Genomic DNA, 23,043 nt, shown 5'->3' on the forward strand with positions numbered 1-23,043 from the left:
CCCTACCCCTTATTCCTTCATTATTTTAAAAAAATGGATAACACAAACAAAGATCTTGAAAAATTAGCAATTGATACCGTACGCATCCTATCAGCTGATGCCGTACAAAAAGCAAACTCAGGCCATCCCGGCACACCTATGGCTCTTGCGCCAATGGGCCATGTGCTGTGGTCAGAGGTGATGAATTATAACCCAAAAAATCCTGATTGGGCAAACCGCGACAGGTTCATCCTATCGGCAGGGCATGCCTGTATGCTGCAATACAGCTTTTTATACTTAACGGGGTACGATCTTTCCCTGGATGACATCAAAAATTTCCGCCAGCTTAACAGCAAAACAGCTGGTCACCCGGAGTATGGTTTAGCACCGGGTATTGATGTAACTACGGGTCCGCTTGGGCAGGGCTTTGCCAATGGCGTTGGTTTTGCCATAGCGCAAAAGCATTTGGCTGCACGTTATAACAAGCCGGAATTCGATCTTTTTAATTATCATATTTATGCTATTTGCAGCGATGGCGATTTGATGGAAGGTGTAACTTCAGAAGCGGCCTCGTTAGCGGGCCATTTGGAGTTAGGCAATCTTATCTACCTGTATGATGATAACAAAATATCCATTGAAGGCAGCACCGATATTACTTTTAACGAAGATGTAAGTATGCGTTTCCGCTCATACGGCTGGCATGTACAGGAAGTTGACGATGTTAACGATGTACACGCGCTGCAGTTAGCATTAAGAAACGCGAAAGCTGAAACACAGAAACCTTCCTTAATTCGTGTAAGATCATTAATAGCTTATGGCAGTCCTAATAAATCGGGTACAGCCGGATCACACGGATCACCGCTTGGTGCTGATGAAATAAAATTAGTAAAGGAATTTTTCGGGTTCGATCCGGAAAAATCATTCGTAGTGCCTGATGAAGTAAAAAAATTCTATCATGAAAAAGGCGCAAGGGGTGCAGAATACGAAAAGAAATGGAACGAGCTTTTTAAAGCATATAAAGAGAAATTTCCTGAGCTTGCCGCGGAATATGAACTGGCCGCCAGCGGCGAATTGCCAAAAGGCTGGAAAGATAACCTGCCAACTTTTAAGGCAGATGGCAAAATGGCAACCCGCCAGGCATCAGGTAAAGTGTTAAACGCTATTGCCGCAAGCATTCCGCAACTTATGGGCGGCTCTGCGGATCTGGCACCATCAACAGAAACACATCTTAAAGAGTTTGATTCCTTTACTTCAGAGAAGCGTGATGGACGTAATTTCCACTTCGGCATACGCGAGCATGCCATGGGTTCGGCTATTAATGGTATGGCTTTAACTAAGGGTATCATTCCTTACAGTGCTACCTTTTTGATATTCTCAGAATATCAGCGCCCGCCAATAAGGCTGGCCGCTATCATGAAGATCAGTCCTATTTATATTTACACGCATGATAGTATTGGTTTAGGCGAGGACGGTACAACTCACCAACCTGTTGAGCAATTGATATCGTTACGTTCTATACCTAACATTACGGTGATACGCCCGGCTGACGCTAACGAAACCGTACAGGCGTGGCGCGTGGCTTTAGAGCATAAAGGCGGGCCTGTTGTATTAGTATTTACCCGCCAGGGATTGCCAATTATTGATCAGGATAAATACACCAGTGCAGCCGAACTGGAAAAAGGCGCCTATATCTTATCAGACAGCGACAAAGAGCCTGAAGTTATTTTAATGGCAACCGGATCAGAGGTATCATTGATACTGCAGGCCCAGGAAAAATTAAAAGCTGATGGTATTGCAGCCCGTGTGGTAAGTATGCCATCATGGGAGTTATTTGAAAAACAATCAGCAGCTTATAAAGAAAAAGTTTTCCCTAAAGCTGTTAAAAAACGTTTAGCGGTGGAAACCGGCTCACCTTTAGGCTGGCATAAGTACGTTACCGATGAGGGCGATATTATAGCCATGACCACTTTTGGCGAATCAGCTCCGGCAGAAGAACTTTATAAGGTGTTCGGCTTTACAGTTGATAACGTAGTTAAAAAAGCTAAGGCTTTACTTTAGGAGATATAAGTAGATGGTATTGGGCGGTTGGGCTGAAACCTGCTGCCTGATGCCGTTTATTAACATCAATCTCATTAAATGGATAGTTTAATCAGTCAGTTGGAATGGTCGGGCGAGATCATTAACAAAAGTGGTAAACAAAAAGTAGGGCTTGAAATTGCCTCAATGGTAAAGGATGGCGATGTACTTGGGGTTGGCTCCGGCTCAACAGTTTACATGGCTTTACTGGCCATAGCTGACAGAATAAAAACAGAACGGATAAACGTTAAGGCTATCCCCACTTCGCTGGAGATCTCTATGTTTTGCAGCAAGTTGGGTATACCATTAACTACGTTGTTTGAACATACACCCGATTGGCTTTTTGATGGCGCGGATGAAGTTGACCCGAACAATAACCTTATTAAGGGGCGCGGAGGTGCAATGTTCAAAGAGAAGTTGCTGATAAGCGCAAGTACGGTTAATTATATTATTGTTGACGACTCTAAAAAAGTGGAGAAGTTAGGTACTAATTTCCCTATCCCGGTGGAAGTTTTTCCGCAGGCGTTGCTGCATGTTGAAAAGGGATTAAAAGCTATTGGCGCGACTGCTGTTAAATTAAGGCCTGCAAAAGGCAAGGACGGGCCAATAATAACCGAAAACGGCAATCTGATATTGGATTGTAATTTTAGCGAGATGCATAACGAATTGGAGAAAGACATTAAAACAATTACCGGGGTTATAGAAAGTGGCCTATTTATTGGTTATAACCTTAATATATTAATGGCAGCCAATTAGTGTTTTTACACTGCGAAGGCAGAATTAGGAGATTATAATTACAAAAAACAGCATATAAATTAAGACCTTTATTTGAAGAGAACTTTTACCTTCTAACAATAATAATTACAAATTTTAACCGACCTATAATATGGCAACTAATAAAGTTAAGCAAATTCATAATTTCGGCCAGAGCATCTGGCTGGATTTTATTGACCGCGAGATCATCTCATCAGGAAATTTAAAAAAATTAATTGATGAAGATGGTATAAGAGGCGTAACCTCAAACCCCGCTATTTTTGAAAAAGCAATAACCAGCAGCGCTGATTATGACGAGGATATAAAAACACTTTCCAAGGACGCAAAAACCACTGAAGAGTTATTTTTTGGCTTGGCGGTGAAGGATATACAACATGCTGCTGACGTTTTCAGCGGGGTATATAACGAGGAAGTTAAAGGTGCCGACGGTTATGTTAGCTTAGAAGTATCTCCTTTTCTGGCATTAAAAACCGAAGAAACCGCTGCACAGGCTAAAGAGCTTTGGGCAAAAGTTGACCGCGAAAACGTAATGATAAAAATACCGGGAACAAAACCGGGCTTACCTGCTATACAGCAATCTATTGCAGCTGGTATCAACATTAACGTTACGCTGTTGTTTGGTTTACCACGTTACGAAGAAGTAACAGATGCTTACATCTCCGGTTTAGAAGAACGCGTTGCAAAAGGCGAATCAATTGAAAACATAGCGTCAGTAGCGAGTTTCTTTTTAAGCCGTATTGATGTAATGGTTGACCCAATGCTGGACGAAAAAGGCTTGGGTGATTTAAAGGGGGAAGTAGCCATTGCATCAGCTAAAAAAGCATACGAGATATACAAGAGGGTGTTCAACAGTGAGCGCTGGAAAAAACTGGAAGCTAAGGGTGCCAGGCCACAACGTTTGCTTTGGGCCAGCACCAGCAGCAAAAACCCTGATTTCAAAGATACTAAATACGTAGAAGCACTTATTGGCCCGGACACGGTTGATACTGCACCTTTGGAAACCATTGAAGCGTTCCGTGATCATGGAGTTGCGGCCAACACGCTGGAAGAAGGCATGGACAAAGCCACTGAAACGCTTGAAAAACTTAAACAAGCGGGCATCAACATTGATGAAATTACTCAAAAGCTGGAAGATGAGGGAATAGAGAAGTTTAATAAGCCTTTTGAGAAATTGTTAAAAGCAATTGAAGATCAGCAAAAAAAGGCTTAAATAAACTCAATGAAATATACAGACCTTAAGATCCTGTTTTTTGATATTGGCGGTATCCTGCTGAGTAATGGCTGGGGCCATGAGTCCAGACAAAAAGCGGCAAAAAAATTCGGATTGGATTATGCAGAGGTTAACGCTCTGCATAATTTTATTTTTAACGTGTACGAGATTGGCAGCATAACGCTTGATGATTACCTGGATACTGTTATTTTTAACCAACCCAGAGACTTTGTGCGCGAGGATTTTAAGGAATATATTTATTCCCAATCTGTTGAATTGCCCGATATGCTGCAATGGCTTAAGGAATGGAAAAAAACCTGCGGATTCCGTATCATATCCATTAATAACGAGGGTAAGGAACTAAACGACTACCGGGTAAAAAAATTCAAACTTCATGAGTGTTTCGATGCTTTTATCTCCTCATGCGAAGTGAATATGCGCAAACCCGATCCGGGTATATTTAAGCTGGCAATGGGTATAGCCCAGGCCGCGCCTAACCAATGCGTATATTTCGACGACAGGATAATGTTTGTGAAAACAGCCCAAAAACTGGGCATCCGCGCTTACCAGCACGTCGACTTCGAATCAACAAAAAAAATATTAAACGATCTAAAGAAAGAAAATCTCCAATAAGATGAGTACCACAGACAAAAAATACGATTTCGGGATGATTGGCCTTGGCACTATGGGCCGTAACCTGTTGCTTAACATGGGCGATCATGATGTAGCCGGAGCCGGCTATGACAGCGATGCTTCAAAAGGTAAATTACTGGAAGAAGAAAGCACCAAAAAGAATTTAAAAGGCTTTAGCGATATTAAAGAATTTACGCAGAGCCTTAAAAGCCCGAAAGCTATTATGATGCTGGTACCGGCAGGTAAAATTGTTGATGATGTTATAGAAGAACTGATACCGCTTTTAGATAAGGGAGATATATTAATAGATGGCGGTAATTCGCATTTTACTGATACCAACCGCCGTGTAGATTACCTGGAGGCAAAAGGTCTTCACTTTTTTGGCATGGGTATATCGGGCGGTGAAGAAGGTGCCCGTAAAGGCCCAAGTATGATGCCGGGTGGCGACAAGGAAGCCTATGGTGTAATGAAACCTATACTCGAATCCATAGCGGCTAAGGTTGACGGTGAACCATGCGTAACTTATTTAGGTCCCGGTGCTGCCGGACATTTTGTAAAAATGGTGCATAACGGTATTGAGTATGGCATTATGCAGTTACTTGCCGAAACCTATGAGATATTACAAAACGGACTTGGTTTAGATAACCAGGCCATACAAAAGATCTTCGCCGAATGGAACGAAGGCCGTTTACAATCGTTTTTAATGGAGATAACCAAAGATATCTTCGCTTTTAAAGCACCTGGAACAGACCACTTGTTACTGGATGACATCAAGGATGAAGCCCGTGCAAAAGGAACCGGTAAATGGACCTCACAGGTAGCAATGGACCTGCAGGCACCTATCACGGTTATTGATACTGCAGTATCTATGCGCGATCTTTCTAAATATAAAGAACTACGTGTGCAGGCGGCAGAGCTTTACAGCAAAAACGGCACTAAAATGACCGGTGATGCTGACGAAATGGTAAAAGCCTTAGAACAGGCGTTCTATTTCAGCATGGTCATCACTTATGCACAGGGCATGTTCGAGCTTTCGCAAGCATCAAAAGAATATAATTACGATCTTAAATTAGCTGACATAGCCAAAATATGGCGCGGAGGCTGCATCATACGCTCCGAGTTCTTAAATGACATTTACAATGCTTTCCAGAAGGATAAAGGTTTAGCACATTTACTATTGGACAGCGAAGTTCAAAAACTGGTAAGCGGTGCGTTACCGGGTGCCAGAACAATAGTATCAGGCGCGGCATTGGCAGGTATCGGCGCTCCGGCATTTGCTGCCGCTTTAAGTTATTTTGATATGTTCCGCAGTAAACGTATGCCATCAAACCTTACGCAGGCACAGCGCGATTATTTTGGCGCGCACACCTATGAACTGATCGGCAAAGAAGGTAAATTTCATACACAGTGGGTAGCTAAAAGCTAACCCGCGTTATTTTTTAAGTTTAATATTATCATGAGCAATACCATAAAATCCGAACCTACCATATTTATCATCTTTGGTGGCACAGGTGATCTTAATTCGCGCAAGCTTGCCCCGGCTTTATACAATCTTTTTTTAGATGGCTGGATGCCCGAACAATACTGTATCATCGGCACCGGTCGTACCAAGCTTACCGACGAAGAATTCAGGGCTAACCTGATGGAAGGCATCAACAGTTTTTCGCGCAATGGTAAAGTTAAAAAAGAGCAGTGGGAAGAATTTTCGCAGCACATTTTTTACCAGATATCTGATGCTAAGGACGCGGAAACCTATCGCGAATTTGGTAAAAAAATAAAGGATAAAAATAAAGAGTGGAACACTGTGGCCAACGTAATTTATTACCTGGCAGTGGCCCCTAAATTTTTCCCTATCATTGCTTCCAATATTTCAAAAGCAAACCTTGCCGACGACAAGGATAAAACCCGTATAGTTATTGAAAAACCTTTCGGGCACGATCTTGAATCAGCTAAAGAATTGAACACACTGCTTTCGGGCATATTTGACGAATGCCAGATATACCGTATAGACCATTATCTGGGTAAAGAAACGGTACAAAACATTATGGCGTTCCGGTTCGCTAACTCTATACTGGAGCCTTTGTGGAACCGTAATTTCATCGAACATGTGCAAATTTCTGTTACCGAGCAACTGGGCGTAGAAGACCGCGGCGGTTATTATGAAGGTGCAGGAGCCATGCGCGATATGATACAGAACCACCTGCTGCAATTGCTTTGCCTGGTAGCTATGGAGCCTCCTGTTAGCTTTAATGCTGATGAAGTACGTAACCGCAAGGTAGATGTATTAAGGGCAATGCGCAAATTCAGTGGGGATGATATCAGCAAATCCGCCGTGCGCGGCCAATATGGCCCCGGATGGATGGAAGGCAAAGAAGTACCCGGCTACAGGCAAGAGCAGGAGGTAGATCCGAAATCAAATACCGAAACTTTTGCGGCCGTTAAATTCTTTATTGATAACTGGCGCTGGCAGGGCATACCGTTTTATGTACGCACCGGTAAACGCATGCACCAGTCATCATCAGTAATTACCATTCAGTTTAAGGATGTACCCCACCTGGTGTTTCCTTCAGAAGCGGCTGAAAGCTGGCAGCAAAACCGCTTGGTGATAAGTATACAGCCCGAAATGAGCGTGCGCATGCAGGTACAGGCCAAACGCCCGGGTTTAGACATGATACTTAACAATGTGGATATGGTGTTTGACTATAAAGGCACTTATACTACACAAGCACCCGAGGCTTATGAAACACTACTATTAGATACCATGCTGGGCGACCAAACGCTGTTTATGCGAGGCGACCAGGTAGAGGCAGCGTGGGAACTGATCATGCCGATACTAAGTGCATGGGAGGCTAAAAAAAGCCTGAACTTCCCGAATTACTCTGCCGACTCATGGGGACCTGAAATCGCTGAAGCCCTTATTGCCCGCGATGGCTACCATTGGTTTACCCTCCCGGTTAACGGAAAAAAATAAAATATATACTGATGAAGATCAACGTTTTTAAAACTGCCGACGAAGCACTGGAAAATATAGCCGATTTTTTTATTAAATGTGGCAATGAGGCCATAGCTAAGCGTGACCGCTTTACGGTAGCACTATCCGGCGGTAATTCCCCCAAAAAACTGCATGCGCTGCTGGTATCATCATACAAGGATAAAATTGACTGGAATAAGATCTGGTTTTTTTTCGGGGATGAACGCGATGTGCCTCAAACCGACGAGCGAAGTAATTACCTGATGGCCAAAAACACTTTGCTTGACCCGCTGGGGATAGACCCGGCACATGTTTTCCCGGTGGAAACCGCTTTAGGTGCAGAATTAGCCGCTGAAAAGTACACCAGTAACCTGATTGATTTTTTTGACGGTGAAAACGCCTGTTTTGATTTTATACTGCTGGGATTGGGCGATAACTCACACACGGCGTCATTGTTCCCGCATACATCCGTACTGCACGATGATACCGCTACCGTACAGGCATTATATATTGATGAGGTAAAAATGAACCGTATCACCTTTACTGCTCCGCTCATTAACAACGCCCACCATATTGTGTTTATGGTATATGGCGAAGGCAAAGCCGAAGCAGTAAAGCATATTATTGAGGACGATAAGGATATTGAAGAATATCCTGCTCAATTAATAGTGGAAAAACCTGACGGCGACCTGCAATGGTTTTTAGATGAGTCTGCCGCTTCAAAATTAAGTTCACACTAAAAATGGCAACCGGTAATGATTTAAAACGCTGCAGCTGGTGCGGTACCGACCCGCTTTACATGCAATATCATGATGAGGAATGGGGTAAGGTTACGCACGATGATGACAAACTGTTCGAGTTTCTGCTACTCGAAGGCGCGCAGGCCGGCTTAAGCTGGATAACTATTTTGCGCCGTCGCGAAAATTACCGTAATGCCTTTGCCGGTTTTGATGCTGAAAAAGTAGCAGCCTTTACCGATGTTGATAGAGAACGTTTAATGAATGACGCGGGCATCATCCGCAACCGCTTAAAAATTAATGCTGCCATCAGCAACGCCAAGCTCTTTTTAGCACTGCAAAAGGAGTTTGGCTCATTTAACAACTATCTGTACAATTTTATGCCCGGTAGTAAACCTATTACCACCTACAACGGACCGCAGGTAAGCACCCCCGAGTCTGACGCTATTAGTAAGGACATGAAGAAGAGAGGTTTTAAGTTTTTTGGTACTACTATTTGCTACGCCCACATGCAGGCCACCGGCATGGTGAATGACCATATACCGGAGTGTGCTTTCAGATAAAAACTAATTGCCTCCACACCGGCACAGTCCACCCTGTTTATTTTAAATTAATGCACCCGTCGCAAAATCATTTTTACAGATTTTAGCTGATGGGAAAACATAAATCGTATTTTTGAAAGTATCCGCTAAGGGTAAATCACAAATTATAATCGGAGTAATCAGTAATAAACAAATGAAGAAGCTTTTTCTATTGGATGGCATGGCCCTTATATACCGTGCACATTTCGCGTTGAGTAAATCACCCCGTTTCACTTCCGGTGGTATAAATACATCGGCGGTTATGGGCTTCACTAATACTTTGCTTGATGTATTAAAAAAAGAAAAGCCCACTCATATGGCTGTGGTGTTTGATACCGACGCCCCTACCGAGCGCCATACCGATTACGAGCATTATAAAGCACACCGCGAGGCTATGCCCGAAGATCTGGCGAAAGCATTACCCTATATATTTAAAGTAGTATTAGGTTTCAATATTCCCCTCATCACATCAGACGGGTACGAAGCCGATGACATTATAGGCACGCTTGCCAAAAAGGCCGAAGCAAAGGGCTACCAGGTTTATTGCATGACCCCTGATAAGGATTTCGCGCAGTTAGTTTCAGACAACATCCGCATATATAAGCCCGCGCGAATGGGAAATGGCATGGAGATTTTAGGTGTTAAGGAAGTTTGCGAGAAATGGGAAGTGGAACGCGTAGAGCAGGTAATAGATATTCTGGGTCTTTGGGGCGACGCAGTGGATAATATCCCCGGAATACCCGGCATTGGCGAAAAAACCGCTAAGGCACTTATTAAACAATATGGCTCTATGGAAGAGATCATCAGCCATAGCCATGAACTGAAAGGCAAGCAACGTGAAAATGTTGAAAAATTTGCCGAGCAGGGTCTGCTATCAAAAAAGCTGGCCACTATATTACTTGATGTACCTGTTGAGCTGGATGAAGCCGGACTGGAAATGTGCGCACCCAGTAAAGATCTGCTGGAACCGCTGTTTGCCGAACTGGAGTTTCGTACCCTTGGTCGCAGGGTTTTTGGTGATGATTTCAGTATTACAGAAACCAGGGCATCATCCATTCAAACCGATCTGTTTGGCAACCCTGTAGAAGGCGGCCACAAAACGTTAACTGTTGATGTAGAGGATATTTACGAAGCACCGGAACAGCCAGAAGCAAAACATATAGATAACGTACCGCATGAATATTACCTGGCTGACACCCAGGAAAAACGCGCCGAACTGATTGCCATACTAAAGCAACAAAAGAGCATTTGTTTTGATACCGAAACCACCGGAACTGATGCCAACCACTGTGAACTGGTGGGGCTGTCGTTCGCTGTAAAACATCACGAAGGTTGGTACGTACCTGTACCTGCCGATGAGTCAGGAGCCAAAGCAATTGTGGCTGAATTTAAACCGGTTTTTGAAGATGCCGGAATCACCAAAACCGGACAAAACCTGAAGTTTGATATACTGATGCTGAAATGGTACGATGTGGAAGTAAAAGGCGATCTGTTTGATACCATGATGGCGCATTACGTACTTGACCCGGACACACGCCATAATATGGATATCCTGTCAGAAAATTACCTTAATTATTCGCCTGTTTCCATTACCACGCTTATTGGTCCCAAAGGCAAAAACCAGGGTAACATGCGCGATGTAGAGATAGAAAAAATAAAAGATTACGCCGCTGAAGATGCCGACATTACCCTGCAGCTAAAAACAGTTTTTGAGCCTAAATTAAAAGAGGTAGAAGCCGAAAAGCTTATACATGAGATAGAGCATCCGCTGATATATGTACTGGCCGATATTGAACACGAAGGCGTACGTATAGACCACGACACCCTGCGTGAATTCTCAAAGGAACTGGAAACCGATATTGCCAAACTGGAGAAGACCGTTTTTGAAAAAGCCGGGGTGCGCTTTAACATCGCATCACCTAAACAGCTGGGCGAGGTGCTTTTTGAAAAACTGATGCTGGACCCTAAGGCCAAAAAAACCAAAACAGGTCAGTACCAGACCGGGGAAGACGTGTTGCTTTCGTTGGCCGCAAAAAGTGATATTGTGCGGGATATACTGGATTTCCGCCAGCTGCAAAAACTAAAATCAACCTATGTGGATGCGCTGCCATTAATGGTAAACCCAAAAACCGGGCGTGTACACACCTCCTACAATCAGGCCGTAGCGGCAACCGGCAGATTAAGCTCTAACAATCCAAATTTGCAGAATATCCCTATCCGCACCGAGCGTGGACGGGAGGTACGTAAAGCATTTATACCGAGGGATGAGAACCACAGCATCGTATCAGCAGATTATTCGCAGATAGAACTGCGCATAATAGCGCAGATAAGCCGCGATCAAAACATGATGGATGCCTTTACCAATAACCTGGATATACACACCGCCACCGCGGCAAAAGTATATGGCGTAGAACTTGATGAGGTGACCGTTACACAACGCCGTAACGCCAAGGCGGTAAATTTTGGTATTATTTACGGTCAGTCGGCATTTGGCTTGTCGCAAAGTTTGGGCATCCCCCGAAAGGAAGCAGCCGAGATCATAGAGAATTATTTTATTCAATACCCCGGCATTAAACAATACATGGCCGATACCATGAATTTTGCACGCGAAAATGGTTACGTATGTACCCTGATGGGACGGAGACGCTATCTGCGTGATATTAATTCGGCCAATGCAACTGTACGTGGCTTCGCCGAACGAAATGCCATTAATGCGCCCATACAGGGCTCGGCTGCGGATATGATCAAAATAGCGATGATCAACATTCATCGCGAACTAAAGGCTCAGAACCTGGATACCCGTATGACCATGCAGGTACATGATGAGTTGGTTTTTGATGTACCCAACCACGAGATAGAAAAAGTGAAGCCTATTATTATGGAAAACATGAAAAATGCTATTAAAACCGAAGTACCCATTGTGGTAGAAATAGGCACCGGCAAAAACTGGTTGGAAGCGCATTAAGGGAGGTGAAATATTTAGTTTTTATAGTTGCCATTGTTCTTTTTGGGTGTAAACACGCGCCGAAGAAAATTGCAGCTGTAAAAAACGCAGCACCAGTATTGGAAGAAAGATTTCGCCTTAAAGCCCTCACATCAAAACGCGGAGAGAAAGATTCTATTAGGTTAGAAACTGAGAGAGAAGAGAAATTAGATAGTCTCAGGCAGATTAAATTGCTGGATACCGCTATGAAATTTGCCATTAAACATCAACATGATAATTTTTATACGAAAAACTTAACCATTAATGATGGATTAGGTGCGTCTGCAACGCTTAAGTTTGGCTTTTTATTTTCCAAGGAAAAAAGACACTTGATTTTAAAAACGAAGTCTGCCTGGGATCTTCATTTAAGGGTGCTGTATCTCGACAGGAATAAATTTAAGGAAGTGATACATACGGTAATTTGGGACTTAAACTATGTTGCAGATACTGTAAGGGATGTTAATGGAGACGGATACAAAGATTTTATATCAACCACTTATTATTCCGCTGGCTGTTGCGCGCGAAACCGTGACGAAGTTAGGTTATATCTGCCTGGTGATGGAAATTTTTCTGGTAGTTATACATTTATAAATCCCTCCTATTCTCCAAATGAAAAATTCATCCGTGGTGTTGATTACGGCCATCCGGGCGAAGTACCCCTTTATAAATATAAGTGGAACGGCCTTAAAATTGACACCGTTGAATATATATACCCCGCCGATACGCTAAAAAAGAACTTCTACATTGTAAAGCGCTATGGCGATGAAAACGATCCTACAAAACGCCGGGTAATAAATTCTATCCCTAAAGAATACCGCAAAATGTATGGATATAATTGGTTTATTGATTATTAAATCTTTTCGGATTATCTCGTTTGCGTTTTTTTCTCACTTCATAGCAGCCTCCCTTTGTTTCGTCGAGATAGTCCCTTATAATATACGGGTTTACTGTATATAAATTAAGCAGAGCATATACTTTATTGCCATTTTCGTAATCCGAGAAACTATGTAGAGCCATTTAATATTAAAATGGCAAAACTCCCCCATTTTTAATTAAATAATAGCACCATTTAAAACACATTTTTCCAATTATGTGTTTGTTCTTATAGGGAAATGTTTAGTACCTTAAACCAATAAATTCCTGAATGAGAATATTCCACTTAAGTGCCGAATGCTATCCTGTTGCCAAAATTGGCGGCCTTGCCGATGTTGTGGGCGCCCTGCCAAAATACCAGACACAGGCAGGCTTGCAGGCTGCCGTAGTAATGCCCTATTACAACCGTAAGTTTGTACACGACAATGTTTTTGATACTGTTTTTCAGGGCGCTACACTGCTGGGTACCCGCCGCCTTTATTTCGAGATATTAAAGGAAACAACCAACAAATTGGGTTTTGAATTGTATTTAATAAAGATACCCGGCTTGCTGGACCGTGAAAATATTTACGGCTACCCGGATGAGAAGGAGCAATTCATTGCTTTTCAGATAGCGTTTCTGGACTGGATAAACTGGAGCGGGCAAACACCCGATATAGTGCATTGTCACGATCATCATTCAGGCCTGGTTCCGTTCCTGATGTACCATTCTTCATTGTATAAACGCCTGGCGAATGTGCCTACTGTTTTCACCATTCACAACGGGCAATATCATGGTGCATTTGGTTGGGAAAAATTGGATTACCTGCCCGAAATAGATTTTTATAAGACAGGTTTGCTTGATTGGAACGGCGGTATTAATCCGCTGGCATCAGCCGTAAAATGCTGCTGGAGATTCACTACCGTATCGCCCAATTACCTGCAGGAACTTTCCTACAGTTCCAACGGGTTAGAGTATTTGTTTTATATAGAGCGCCATAAAGGGTTAGGTATATTAAACGGTATTGATACGGAAGTATGGAACGCGGAAACCGACCCTATGCTGCCCGAACATTATGACGCTGCCGGGGTAACTAAAGGGAAACAAAAAAACAAAGAGGCGTTATGCGCGCGGTTCAACCTCGATCCGAAGAAACCGTTGATCACCTTTATTGGCAGACTGGTAAGTGAAAAAGGATCGGACTTGTTACCCGCCGCAATTGAAAGAAGTCTGCGCCTGCACGGCGATAAGGTTAACTTTTTATTGCTTGGCGCAGGTGATGCCTTAACAGAGGCTGCCCTGATGCAGTTAAAAGATACCTACCCGGCTAACTGCAATGTTTTTGTTGGCTATGATGAAGCGCTGGCACACCAGATATATGCCGGAGCAGATTTTCTGCTGATGCCGTCGCGGGTGGAGCCTTGCGGTCTTAATCAGCTATACGCTATACGTTATGGTACCGTACCAATGGTAAGAACAACCGGCGGGTTAAAAGATACCGTTATTGATGTGGCGGACGAGGATGGTTACGGCATCCGGTTCGATGAAGCATCGGTTGATGATATTTGCACTGCGGTAAGCAGGGCAATAACGCTTTACAGCGACACAAAAAAAATGCAATTATTACGTAAACGCATGATGGGCCTCGATTTTTCATGGGACCGGTCGGCAAAGGAATATATTGATCTATACGAAAGTTTAAAACCACAGTTATGACATCAAAAGTAATCAGCATCGTACTCGGAGGAGGCCAGGGGAGCCGTTTGGCACCACTAACAGAAACACGTTCAAAACCTGCTGTGCCGATAGCGGGTAAATACCGCTTAGTTGATATACCTATATCTAACTGTTTACATTCGGGCATCGATCGTATTTATGTACTTACGCAATTCAATTCCGCGTCGTTAAATAAACATATAAAAAACACCTATCACTTTAGTACATTCAGCACCGCCTTTGTAGATATATTGGCTGCAGAGCAAACCCCCAAAAGTTCGGGCTGGTACCAGGGCACGGCTGATGCGGTAAGGCAAAGTTTACACCACTTAGCAGTACACGAATTTGATTACGTGCTTATCCTCTCCGGCGATCAGCTTTACCAGATGAACTTTGATGAGATGATCAATCAGCATATCGAAAAAAATGCCGAAATATCTATAGCCACCATCCCTGTTGACGCAGATGATGTGCCTGGTTTTGGAATTTTAAAAACCAACAGCGATAACCTGATCACCTCTTTTATTGAAAAACCTAAGAGCGGTTTTGAGAGCTGGGCATCGGAGGTAAGTGATGAAATGAAAGAACAAGGCCGGGTATATCTGGCATCAATGGGTATATATTTGTTTAACCGCAAGCTGCTGTATGATCTGTTAGAGACCACTGACGTTACCGACTTTGGTAAAGAGATCATCCCGCAATCCTTATCGGGCCATAAAGTGCTCAGCTACCAGTATGAAGGCTACTGGACAGATATAGGTACTATCCCGTCGTTTTTTGAAGCTAACCTGGGGCTTACGGATAATATCCCAAAATTTAACTTGTTTGATAAGAACCATATTTTTACACGTGCACGCATGCTGCCGCCAACAAAAATATCGGCGACCATGGTAGAGCAATCAATTATTGCTGATGGATGCATTATTAATGCCACGCTTATTAAACACTCCCTTATAGGCATACGTACCCGTATAGGTGTTGATACCACTATTGAGAATTGTTACGTAATGGGGAGCGACAGTTACCAAACCTTGGAACAACTGGCCGATGCCAAAGAAAAGGGTATCCCGTTTATGGGCATTGGCGACGGATGCAAAATTAAAAACGCACTGATAGATAAGAATACCTGTATAGGCGATAATGTATGCATTAACTGCGGCGATAAATTACCCGACGGCGATTTCCCTACCCATACTGTAACGGATGGTATAGTGATCATCAAGAAACGCGCGGTTATACCAGCCGGAACTGTAATATAATATTATTAAGTAAAAATAGATTTCAGCAAAAAGGCACCTTAGTTAAGGTGCCTTTTGTTTTACAGATCAAGACTTTCGCCTATGGCAGGGAGTTTTAAATTAAGCCCTGCGTTTTTAAATTTCTCAGCCGTTTCTTCCTTATCGATCTTAATGACCGGGAAGGAATCATAATGTATACCGATAATGTTTTTGCAATTGATAAATGCGCTGGCCTTTATGGCATCATCAGGCCCCATGGTATAATTATCGCCAATAGGTAAAAATGCCCAATCCAGGTGCTCATCTTCCAGTAGTTTCATATCATAGGTAAGTGCGGTATCTCCGGCAAAATATACCTTTTTACCTTCGGCATAAATAACAAACCCTGCGGGGTTGCCTGCCGGTGAGCCATCGGGCATAGTGCTGGAGTGTATGGCATTTACCATTTTTACACGGCCAAAATCAAAATTAAAGCCGCCGCCGATGTTCATGCCGTGGGCATTATCAACGCCTTGCTTACCCAGCCACCCCGCTATTTCGGCAATACAAATAACTTTTGCGCCACTGTTTTTTTGTACAGTTAACAGATCGGCAACATGATCGCCGTGCCCGTGCGATACCAATATATAATCGGGTTTTAAGCTGTTAACATCAATATGCTTTGCCAGTTCGTTCGGAGATATAAAGGGATCAAACAGCAATTTTTTTCCATCTGTCTCTATTTCTATAGTTGATTGTCCGTAATAGGTAACTTTCATGGGTAAAACTTTAAAGTTTATAATAAATTATTTGCCAAACATACCGCCCAACCCACCAAACATATCTTTGGTCATGGCTGCCATTTCGCTTTGGCTTACATTATCCGCCTGCTCCATTGCCTTATTGACAGCAATGACCATCAGCTCTTCCAGCTCCTCCTTATCGGCTTCTTTCAAGAATTCATCATCAATGGTAATTGATTGAATTACTTTGTTGGCATTAGCATGTACCACAATTTTGCCTCCCTCGGCAGTACCCGTTACACTAATGGCATCCAGGCGTTTTTTCATTTCGCCAGCTTTTTGCTGGGCTTCCATTAATTTATCGAACATAGCTTTTAATATCTGTAGGTTATTTAAGCAAATGTATAGCAGCTTACATATCCTTATTATTAATTTTTAATTATAACGAAGTTAAACATAAATCACCCGCAACCTAATCGTCAGATGTATCGCCGTTGCCGGTATAGGCCCCCTTACGTACTACAGGCATACCCGTCATTTTATACAGATCATCCAGGTGAAGCAAACTGCCATTAACTACATTACCTAACAAAACAATGGTAATATCGTTTTTCATATCGCGCAAAAATATATGGCGGAAACCATGCCACCATCCCGTATGGTATATCACCTTTTGACCGGGTGCCTCAAATATGCGCCAGCCATATCCATAGCTAAAGTGGCCGCGTATCATGGGATTGCGGGCGGTGTAGGCCGAATCCTGTGTTCTTGGTTTTATCAATAAGCCAGCACGCAGGGCCTGGTCAAAAATGTACAGGTCGCCAACTGTGCTGTAAATACCTTTATCGCCAACTGGGCCGTCAAGGTAATTTTGCGCAACAGAGTATTTCCAGCTGTTACGGTCATGCCCTACCACATCAACCGGAATTTTATCATAAACCGCTTTAGAATATACCGCGGTATGATTCATGCCTATAGGTTTAAAAATATTCTCCTTCATGTACTGCGCATAGCTCATGCCGGTAACTTTTTCAATTATCGAACCCAATACCATAAAGTTGGAGTTGTTATACAAAAAGCGCACATCGGGTTTATTAAAACGGGCAGGCTTATATTTGGCTATCATGTCCATGGTTTCGGCATTGGTGATACCTTTACGCTGGTCGAGGTGCTGAGTACGGTAAATGTTATCCAAGAAATACACGTAATTCATCATCCCGGAACGGTGGGTAAGCAACAAACGTATGGTAACCCCATCATAAGGGAAATTCGGAAAAAAATCCTTTACATCCTGATCCAGCTTTAATTTACCGCGCTCCATTAACTGCAAAATAGCAGTACCCGTCATAGTTTTTGATATGGATGCCAGCTCGAACTGTGAGTTAAGCGTTAGGCTGTCGCGCAGTAAATGGTTGGCCCAGCCAAAAGTATTCTCGTAAATTATTTTACCCTTTTTTGCCACCAGCACGTTGCCATTAAAATTGGCTACCTTATGCAGATGTTGCATAAATTCATCTATTTTTTTATCGGCATGTTTAGGGTCATATTTTAAAAGCTTAGCATTATCCAGCTTTTTGGGCGGAGTTTCCGCAGTACTTTTATCATCGCTACGGCCTGACAGACAGGAAGTTAAAAAAAATAGAAAGGTTGTACAGGTTATAGTAATACTCAGCGCAGATCTCATAGATAAATTATTTCACTTTAACGAAAGCGAAAATTAGAAATTATATACCACCTATAAGATATATTTTAAAATAATGTTTCAACATTTTTATTAAAGCCTTAAATTTAGTTATGAAACTCTTTCACAAAATTTTCCTGGGGCTGTGTTTTTACTTCATTAGTACGTCATTATTCGCGCAAAATAACCCAAAGGCAGACATCCTTATTAAACAAGGTACAGCCCTTCACGATGAGGGAAAATATACGGAAGCCATTGCCAAATATAAGCAGGCGTTGGAGCTGGAGCCTGCAAATTTATCAGCCAATTATGAGTTGGGATTTACCCTGTACAGTAGCGGTAATACTAAGGAAGCCATTCCGTATCTGGAAAAGATTATAAATGCAAAAACAACAAGTTTAGCGGCACAAGCCTACGACCTCTTGGGAAGCATTTATGATGATGATAAACAACCCGAAAAAGCTATAGCATATTATAAAAAAGGAATAGCTGCCAATCCAAAATATCAGCGACTATACTTTAACCTGAGTATAACCTATTTACGAAAAGGTAATGATGCAGAGGCGGAAAGGTATGCAGCAGAGGCTTTAAAACTTGACCCTTTACACTCCAGCAGCCATCGCATTTATGCACTGGCAACCTACAATCAACATAAACGCGGCGCATCATTACTGGCATGGTGCAATTTTTTGATGATCGAACCGCTAACCGACCGATCAACTCAGGCTTACCAATACGTGCAAAACATACTTAATTACGGCATTTCAAAATCGGACGATAAAAGTGTAAACATCAAAATAAACGATCAGTCTGCTGAAGGTACCATCTTACCCCTGGCGGTACTATCCGCAACAGCGGATAAAAAGGGGCTTAGCGCGGTTGATTCACTTACCCTGCAGTTAAGTTCTGTATTCAGGATATCGGATAATTTTCAAAAACAGCAAACGACGGATTTTTATAATAAATTTTATTCGGGCTACTTTAAAAAACTCGCCGCAACAAATTATATGCCCACACTTGCGCGCTATATTAGTTTAGTGGCCTATAAAGATGAGAATGAGGCATGGATAAAAGCGCATGAGGATAATTTTAATGAACTGGTAAGCTGGGTAGAAACCAATAATCGTGAATTTTAAACATTTATTAACGACTCCCCGGTAGCCTGGATGGAACAAAGTAACCGATGAGCTGTACGGCAAATAAGTAATGATATTTAGATATGAAATCAAAAACTGACCCTATCGTACTTGCCTCAAAATCAAAATGGTGATCTTTATTAAATAATTCTCTCACAAATTCTCAAATAAAAAATAATTTTTTTTAAAATGTTTTGCGGGCATGGTCGTCTTTATATTTAAACAATATAACAGAAGTTGACAACCGCCATAATGCCCCAGGATAAAAACAGCCACATCATACAAACAATAACTGCGTATGGTAAAAGCTTGCTGGGCTTTATCCGGAAACGTGTGAAAAACGATGCTGACGCTGAGGACATACTGCAGGATGTTTGGTACCAGTTCAGTAACGTAATAAACGCCGGCCCTATTGAGCAAACCAGCGCCTGGCTTTACCGTGTGGCAAAAAACAAGATACTGGACAAGCATAAAAAGCACACTGAAACCTTGCTGGATGATATGCTGCAGGGCGACGAAGATGACGATGCTCCCGACTTTAAAGATATATTGCTTACCGAGGCTACCACGCCCGAAACAGAATACCTGCGCAACCTTTTTTGGGAACAGCTTTTTATAGCGCTTGATGAGCTGCCCGATGAGCAAAAACAGGTATTTGTATGGCACGAACTGGAAGATATCCCCTTTGAAGAAATTGCCCAACGAACGGGAATGAATGTGAACACCCTGGTATCACGCAAGCGGTACGCGGTATTGCATTTACGTGAGCGCCTTAAACAATTGTATAAAGAGATAACGGAATATTAAAAATATTGAACAATGAGAAACGGATTTTATAGAAACAGAAAAAAATTCCTGCTTATACCTATCGGGGCGGCAGCGATTTTAGCACTCATCAGCTACGTGGTGATGCAGTTATGGAACCACCTGCTGCCGGATATACTGCACGTAAGCACCATAACCTTTTGGCAGGCTATGGGGATATTTATTTTAAGCAAGATATTGTTTGGTTTCGGCGGCAGAGGCAAGGGCGGCGCACCCTGGATGCGGCGTAAAAGAATGATGGAAGAGCGGTTTAAAAACATGTCGCCGGAGGATCGCCAGCACTTTAAAGAACAATGGAAAAGCCGCTGCGGTGCCTGGGGCAACCGTGGACGCGACTGGATGCAGCCCGAAGCTGAAAAAGAAAAGCCGGGGTTTGAACAATAGGTTTATAAAATAATTCGAAAATAATTCGCGGGTTTGTCCGGTTTGGCGGTTGCCAACTGTTACAACCTTAAAATGAGTTTGTTTTAACATTTAAACGGATTTATTATGGATGTGCTGATATTTAAAACAAGTGTGGCAACCAAGCAAGAGGTAGCAAGGGTGCATCCCCTGCTTACTTCTTTGGCTGATATTAAGCAATACAACTTTGACCTGGAAGATTGCGACAAGGTACTACGGATAGAAAGCCGCGGCCTTGAACCACAAACCATCAACCATGTATTACAGATAGCAGGCTTCGATTGCGAAGAAATGCCTTATTAAGCTTACACACTATCCGTTGATAATGCGGTTAAGCAAGGCTATTTGTCCTGCATGGTAAATGTGATGCTGTATTAAACCGTTGATAGTTTCGGCGTAGCTGGCCGGGGCGCCCGGCTCATCGCGTGTATCGTTAATAGGTTTATCCCAGGTATCAGCGGGCATGTCCTGAATAATGCCTGCCAAACGGGTATTAGCGAGTTTAAAATCGTTTATCAGGGTTTGCCATTTTTGCTCATCAGGTGTTCCCGGATCGGGCCAGTTTTGCGCTTCGGGCATACCTGCTTCTTTACCCTGTATCCGTTCGCTTACTTCAATTGTCCAGTTAAGCATGTGCAGTAATATCCCGGCAATATTATGAACACTGCCGCCGGGCTTTTCATAAGCAGCTTCAAAAGTGGTACTACCTATTATATCGTAAACGTTAGTACCATACCAGGGATAGCCTGCCAGCACTTGCTGCAGGTAAGGTTGAAGATAATTGCCGTTCATTTCCATAAAGGTATAACATACGGGCGTGTAATTGGTTTAAGCGTAATAACGCATTACACCATCGGCACAATTAACCCCGTCAATAGCGGCAGAGATAATGCCTCCGGCATACCCGGCACCTTCACCGCATGGAAATAAGCCGGCCACCTGCGGATGCTGAAAAGTTTCGCGGTCGCGGGGTATTTTTACGGGTGATGAAGTGCGCGACTCCACCCCTACTAATATAGCCTCGTTAGTAAAATACCCTTTCATTTTACGGCCAAACGCGGGCAGCGCTTTTTTAAGGCGGGCATGTATCCAATCGGGCAATACCTCTTTCATATCCGCGCTTTTACAACCCGGCAGGTAAGAGTTTACAGGCAGATCGAAAGACACACGACCCTCGGCAAAATCAACCATCCGCTGTGCCGGGGCTACTAAATCACCGCCGCCTGCTTTAAAGGCCAATTGCTCGGCCTGCTGCTGAAAATTCAGCATCCGGAAAGGATCGTTTATATCCCCCTTAACATCCTCCATATTTATTTGCACTACCGTACCCGAATTGGCAAACGGGTTGTTCCGTTTAGAAGGGCTCCAGCCGTTCACTACTATCTCATCAGCAGCCGTTGCACATGGCGCAATAATTCCACCGGGGCACATACAAAACGAAAATACGCCCCGGTTATCAACCTGCTCCACCAAATTATAATAAGATGGCGGCAGATATGGCCCGCGGTTTTCGCAATGGTATTGGGCGCGGTCAATTATTTCCTGCGGATGCTCTATCCTTACCCCTAATGCGAAGGGTTTAGCCTCAATCAAAATCTGTTGCTGGTGCAGCATCTCAAATACATCGCGTGCGGAGTGGCCCGTAGCCAGTATCACCGCATCAGCTAATAACTTTTCACCATTGCTTAATTGCACACCATTTATTTTACCGAAGCCAACCAGCAGTGCCGTTACTTTAATATCAAACAGCACCTCGCCGCCTGCATTTAAAATGCTTTCGCGCATGGCGGTGATGATCTGCGGGAGTTTGTTGGTACCAATATGCGGACGGGCATCTACCAAAATATCTTCGGTAGCGCCATGCGCCACAAAGGTTTTTAAAACGCCGTTAACATCCCCCCGCTTTGTAGATCGGGTGTATAATTTACCATCCGAGTAGGTGCCTGCTCCGCCCTCGCCAAAGCAATAGTTTGATTCGGGATTTACCACCCCCTGTTTATTGATGTTAGCCAGATCACGCCGTCTCTGTTTAACATCTTTGCCTCTTTCGATTATAACGGGTTTAAGGCCATGCGCTATACATTGTAACGCGGCAAACAAGCCTGCCGGGCCGGCGCCTACAATGATCACCGGCTTTGCATCCTTTACATTTTTGTAATGCTGCTCATAATTTTCGGAACTTGGTATTTCATCTATATAAGCGGCTATCTGCATTCGGTAAACCACCTTACGGCCCCGCGCATCAATAGAACGCTTTAATATTTTTATACCACTGACGCGTTTTGCTGCGATGTTTAATGCCGACGATACAAGTGATAGTAATACCTGTTCATCGTGCTGCTGCCCGGGATGGCAAACAATCTCAATTTCTTTTATCATGGGAATACGCCGGGTTTTTATCCCGGATATACAAAGATACACTGTTTGGCTAAACAACCGTACGCTATGGCACATTAACTGTTCGATAGCGAACAACTGTCATTTTATTTGAAATTTAATTTATTGATTATTAGATACTTAATTATT

22 protein-coding genes are annotated in these 23,043 nt (G+C 43.1%); 16 read left to right on the forward strand and 6 right to left on the reverse strand.

What is annotated here, in order from left to right:
- Positions 1-33 precede the first annotated feature (33 nt).
- From tkt to I5M19_RS10800, 12 genes are all read left to right on the forward strand, one after another.
- Positions 34-2,037 (forward strand): transketolase, encoded by a 2,004-nt coding sequence (gene tkt / locus I5M19_RS10745; RefSeq protein WP_200066333.1) that lies wholly within the window; start codon positions 34-36, stop codon positions 2,035-2,037.
- A 78-nt stretch (positions 2,038-2,115) separates the two neighbouring features.
- Positions 2,116-2,811: a ribose 5-phosphate isomerase A gene (rpiA, locus tag I5M19_RS10750; RefSeq protein WP_200066334.1), complete on the forward strand. Its 696-nt coding sequence runs from the start codon at positions 2,116-2,118 to the stop codon at positions 2,809-2,811.
- A 130-nt stretch (positions 2,812-2,941) separates the two neighbouring features.
- Positions 2,942-4,039, forward strand: a complete 1,098-nt coding sequence (gene tal / locus I5M19_RS10755) for a transaldolase (RefSeq protein ID WP_200066335.1) — start codon at positions 2,942-2,944, stop codon at positions 4,037-4,039.
- Between the two features lie 9 nt (positions 4,040-4,048).
- Positions 4,049-4,672: an HAD family hydrolase gene (locus I5M19_RS10760; RefSeq protein ID WP_200066336.1), complete on the forward strand. Its 624-nt coding sequence runs from the start codon at positions 4,049-4,051 to the stop codon at positions 4,670-4,672.
- A gap of 1 nt (position 4,673) precedes the next feature.
- Positions 4,674-6,098 (forward strand): NADP-dependent phosphogluconate dehydrogenase, encoded by a 1,425-nt coding sequence (gene gndA / locus I5M19_RS10765; protein ID WP_200066337.1) that lies wholly within the window; start codon positions 4,674-4,676, stop codon positions 6,096-6,098.
- Between the two features lie 30 nt (positions 6,099-6,128).
- Entirely contained in the window at positions 6,129-7,643 is a 1,515-nt protein-coding gene (gene zwf, locus I5M19_RS10770; protein WP_200066338.1) for a glucose-6-phosphate dehydrogenase, read from the forward strand.
- 11 nt (positions 7,644-7,654) lie between these two features.
- Positions 7,655-8,383, forward strand: coding sequence for a 6-phosphogluconolactonase (pgl, locus tag I5M19_RS10775; protein ID WP_200066339.1), 729 nt, complete (start codon positions 7,655-7,657; stop codon positions 8,381-8,383).
- Positions 8,384-8,385: 2 nt separating this feature from the next.
- On the forward strand, positions 8,386-8,943 hold the full coding sequence (locus tag I5M19_RS10780; protein ID WP_200066340.1) for a DNA-3-methyladenine glycosylase I: 558 nt from the start codon (positions 8,386-8,388) through the stop codon (positions 8,941-8,943).
- A 172-nt stretch (positions 8,944-9,115) separates the two neighbouring features.
- Positions 9,116-11,926, forward strand: coding sequence for a DNA polymerase I (gene polA / locus I5M19_RS10785; protein ID WP_200066341.1), 2,811 nt, complete (start codon positions 9,116-9,118; stop codon positions 11,924-11,926).
- Between the two features lie 5 nt (positions 11,927-11,931).
- Positions 11,932-12,798 (forward strand): S8/S53 family peptidase, encoded by an 867-nt coding sequence (locus I5M19_RS10790; protein WP_200066342.1) that lies wholly within the window; start codon positions 11,932-11,934, stop codon positions 12,796-12,798.
- A 290-nt stretch (positions 12,799-13,088) separates the two neighbouring features.
- A complete protein-coding gene (locus tag I5M19_RS10795) occupies positions 13,089-14,513 on the forward strand; it encodes a glycogen synthase (protein ID WP_200066343.1) in 1,425 nt (474 codons plus the stop codon).
- Positions 14,510-15,772 carry a glucose-1-phosphate adenylyltransferase gene (locus I5M19_RS10800; protein ID WP_200066344.1) on the forward strand — a complete coding sequence of 421 codons (1,263 nt, stop codon included), beginning with the start codon at positions 14,510-14,512 and terminating at the stop codon, positions 15,770-15,772. Before I5M19_RS10795 ends, I5M19_RS10800 begins: the two co-directional genes overlap by 4 nt.
- A 59-nt stretch (positions 15,773-15,831) precedes the next feature.
- Here the strand turns inward: I5M19_RS10800 and I5M19_RS10805 are convergent, their stop codons facing one another.
- The 3 genes from I5M19_RS10805 to I5M19_RS10815 all read right to left on the reverse strand — a co-directional run bounded on the left by I5M19_RS10805 (position 15,832) and on the right by I5M19_RS10815 (position 18,157).
- Positions 15,832-16,509 carry a metal-dependent hydrolase gene (locus I5M19_RS10805; protein ID WP_200066345.1) on the reverse strand — a complete coding sequence of 226 codons (678 nt, stop codon included), beginning with the start codon at positions 16,507-16,509 and terminating at the stop codon, positions 15,832-15,834.
- Positions 16,510-16,536: 27 nt separating this feature from the next.
- Positions 16,537-16,842: a YbaB/EbfC family nucleoid-associated protein gene (locus I5M19_RS10810; protein WP_200066346.1), complete on the reverse strand. Its 306-nt coding sequence runs from the start codon at positions 16,840-16,842 to the stop codon at positions 16,537-16,539.
- A gap of 103 nt (positions 16,843-16,945) precedes the next feature.
- Entirely contained in the window at positions 16,946-18,157 is a 1,212-nt protein-coding gene (locus I5M19_RS10815; protein WP_200066347.1) for a serine hydrolase domain-containing protein, read from the reverse strand.
- 110 nt (positions 18,158-18,267) lie between these two features.
- On the opposite strand from I5M19_RS10815, the gene I5M19_RS10820 reads away from it, so the two are divergent.
- On the forward strand, positions 18,268-19,290 hold the full coding sequence (locus I5M19_RS10820) for a tetratricopeptide repeat protein (protein ID WP_200066348.1): 1,023 nt from the start codon (positions 18,268-18,270) through the stop codon (positions 19,288-19,290).
- Positions 19,291-19,297: 7 nt separating this feature from the next.
- Here I5M19_RS10820 and I5M19_RS10825 read toward each other — a convergent pair whose 3' ends face one another.
- Positions 19,298-19,447 carry a hypothetical protein gene (locus I5M19_RS10825; RefSeq protein WP_200066349.1) on the reverse strand — a complete coding sequence of 50 codons (150 nt, stop codon included), beginning with the start codon at positions 19,445-19,447 and terminating at the stop codon, positions 19,298-19,300.
- A gap of 95 nt (positions 19,448-19,542) precedes the next feature.
- Between I5M19_RS10825 and I5M19_RS10830 the strand changes: the two genes are divergently transcribed.
- From I5M19_RS10830 to I5M19_RS10840, 3 genes are all read left to right on the forward strand, one after another.
- Complete coding sequence (locus I5M19_RS10830) at positions 19,543-20,097, forward strand: RNA polymerase sigma factor (protein ID WP_200066919.1); 555 nt, start codon at positions 19,543-19,545, stop codon at positions 20,095-20,097.
- A 12-nt stretch (positions 20,098-20,109) separates the two neighbouring features.
- Positions 20,110-20,499 carry a hypothetical protein gene (locus tag I5M19_RS10835; RefSeq protein ID WP_200066350.1) on the forward strand — a complete coding sequence of 130 codons (390 nt, stop codon included), beginning with the start codon at positions 20,110-20,112 and terminating at the stop codon, positions 20,497-20,499.
- 105 nt (positions 20,500-20,604) lie between these two features.
- Positions 20,605-20,820, forward strand: coding sequence for a hypothetical protein (locus tag I5M19_RS10840; protein ID WP_200066351.1), 216 nt, complete (start codon positions 20,605-20,607; stop codon positions 20,818-20,820).
- Positions 20,821-20,829: 9 nt separating this feature from the next.
- Here I5M19_RS10840 and I5M19_RS10845 read toward each other — a convergent pair whose 3' ends face one another.
- On the reverse strand, positions 20,830-21,315 hold the full coding sequence (locus I5M19_RS10845; RefSeq protein ID WP_200066352.1) for a DinB family protein: 486 nt from the start codon (positions 21,313-21,315) through the stop codon (positions 20,830-20,832).
- 30 nt (positions 21,316-21,345) lie between these two features.
- On the reverse strand, positions 21,346-22,896 hold the full coding sequence (locus I5M19_RS10850; RefSeq protein WP_200066353.1) for an NAD(P)/FAD-dependent oxidoreductase: 1,551 nt from the start codon (positions 22,894-22,896) through the stop codon (positions 21,346-21,348).
- Between the last annotated feature and the right edge of the window lie 147 nt (positions 22,897-23,043).

This window comes from Mucilaginibacter segetis, assembly GCF_016522075.1.
GTDB classification, from domain to species: Bacteria; Bacteroidota; Bacteroidia; order Sphingobacteriales; family Sphingobacteriaceae; genus Mucilaginibacter; species Mucilaginibacter segetis.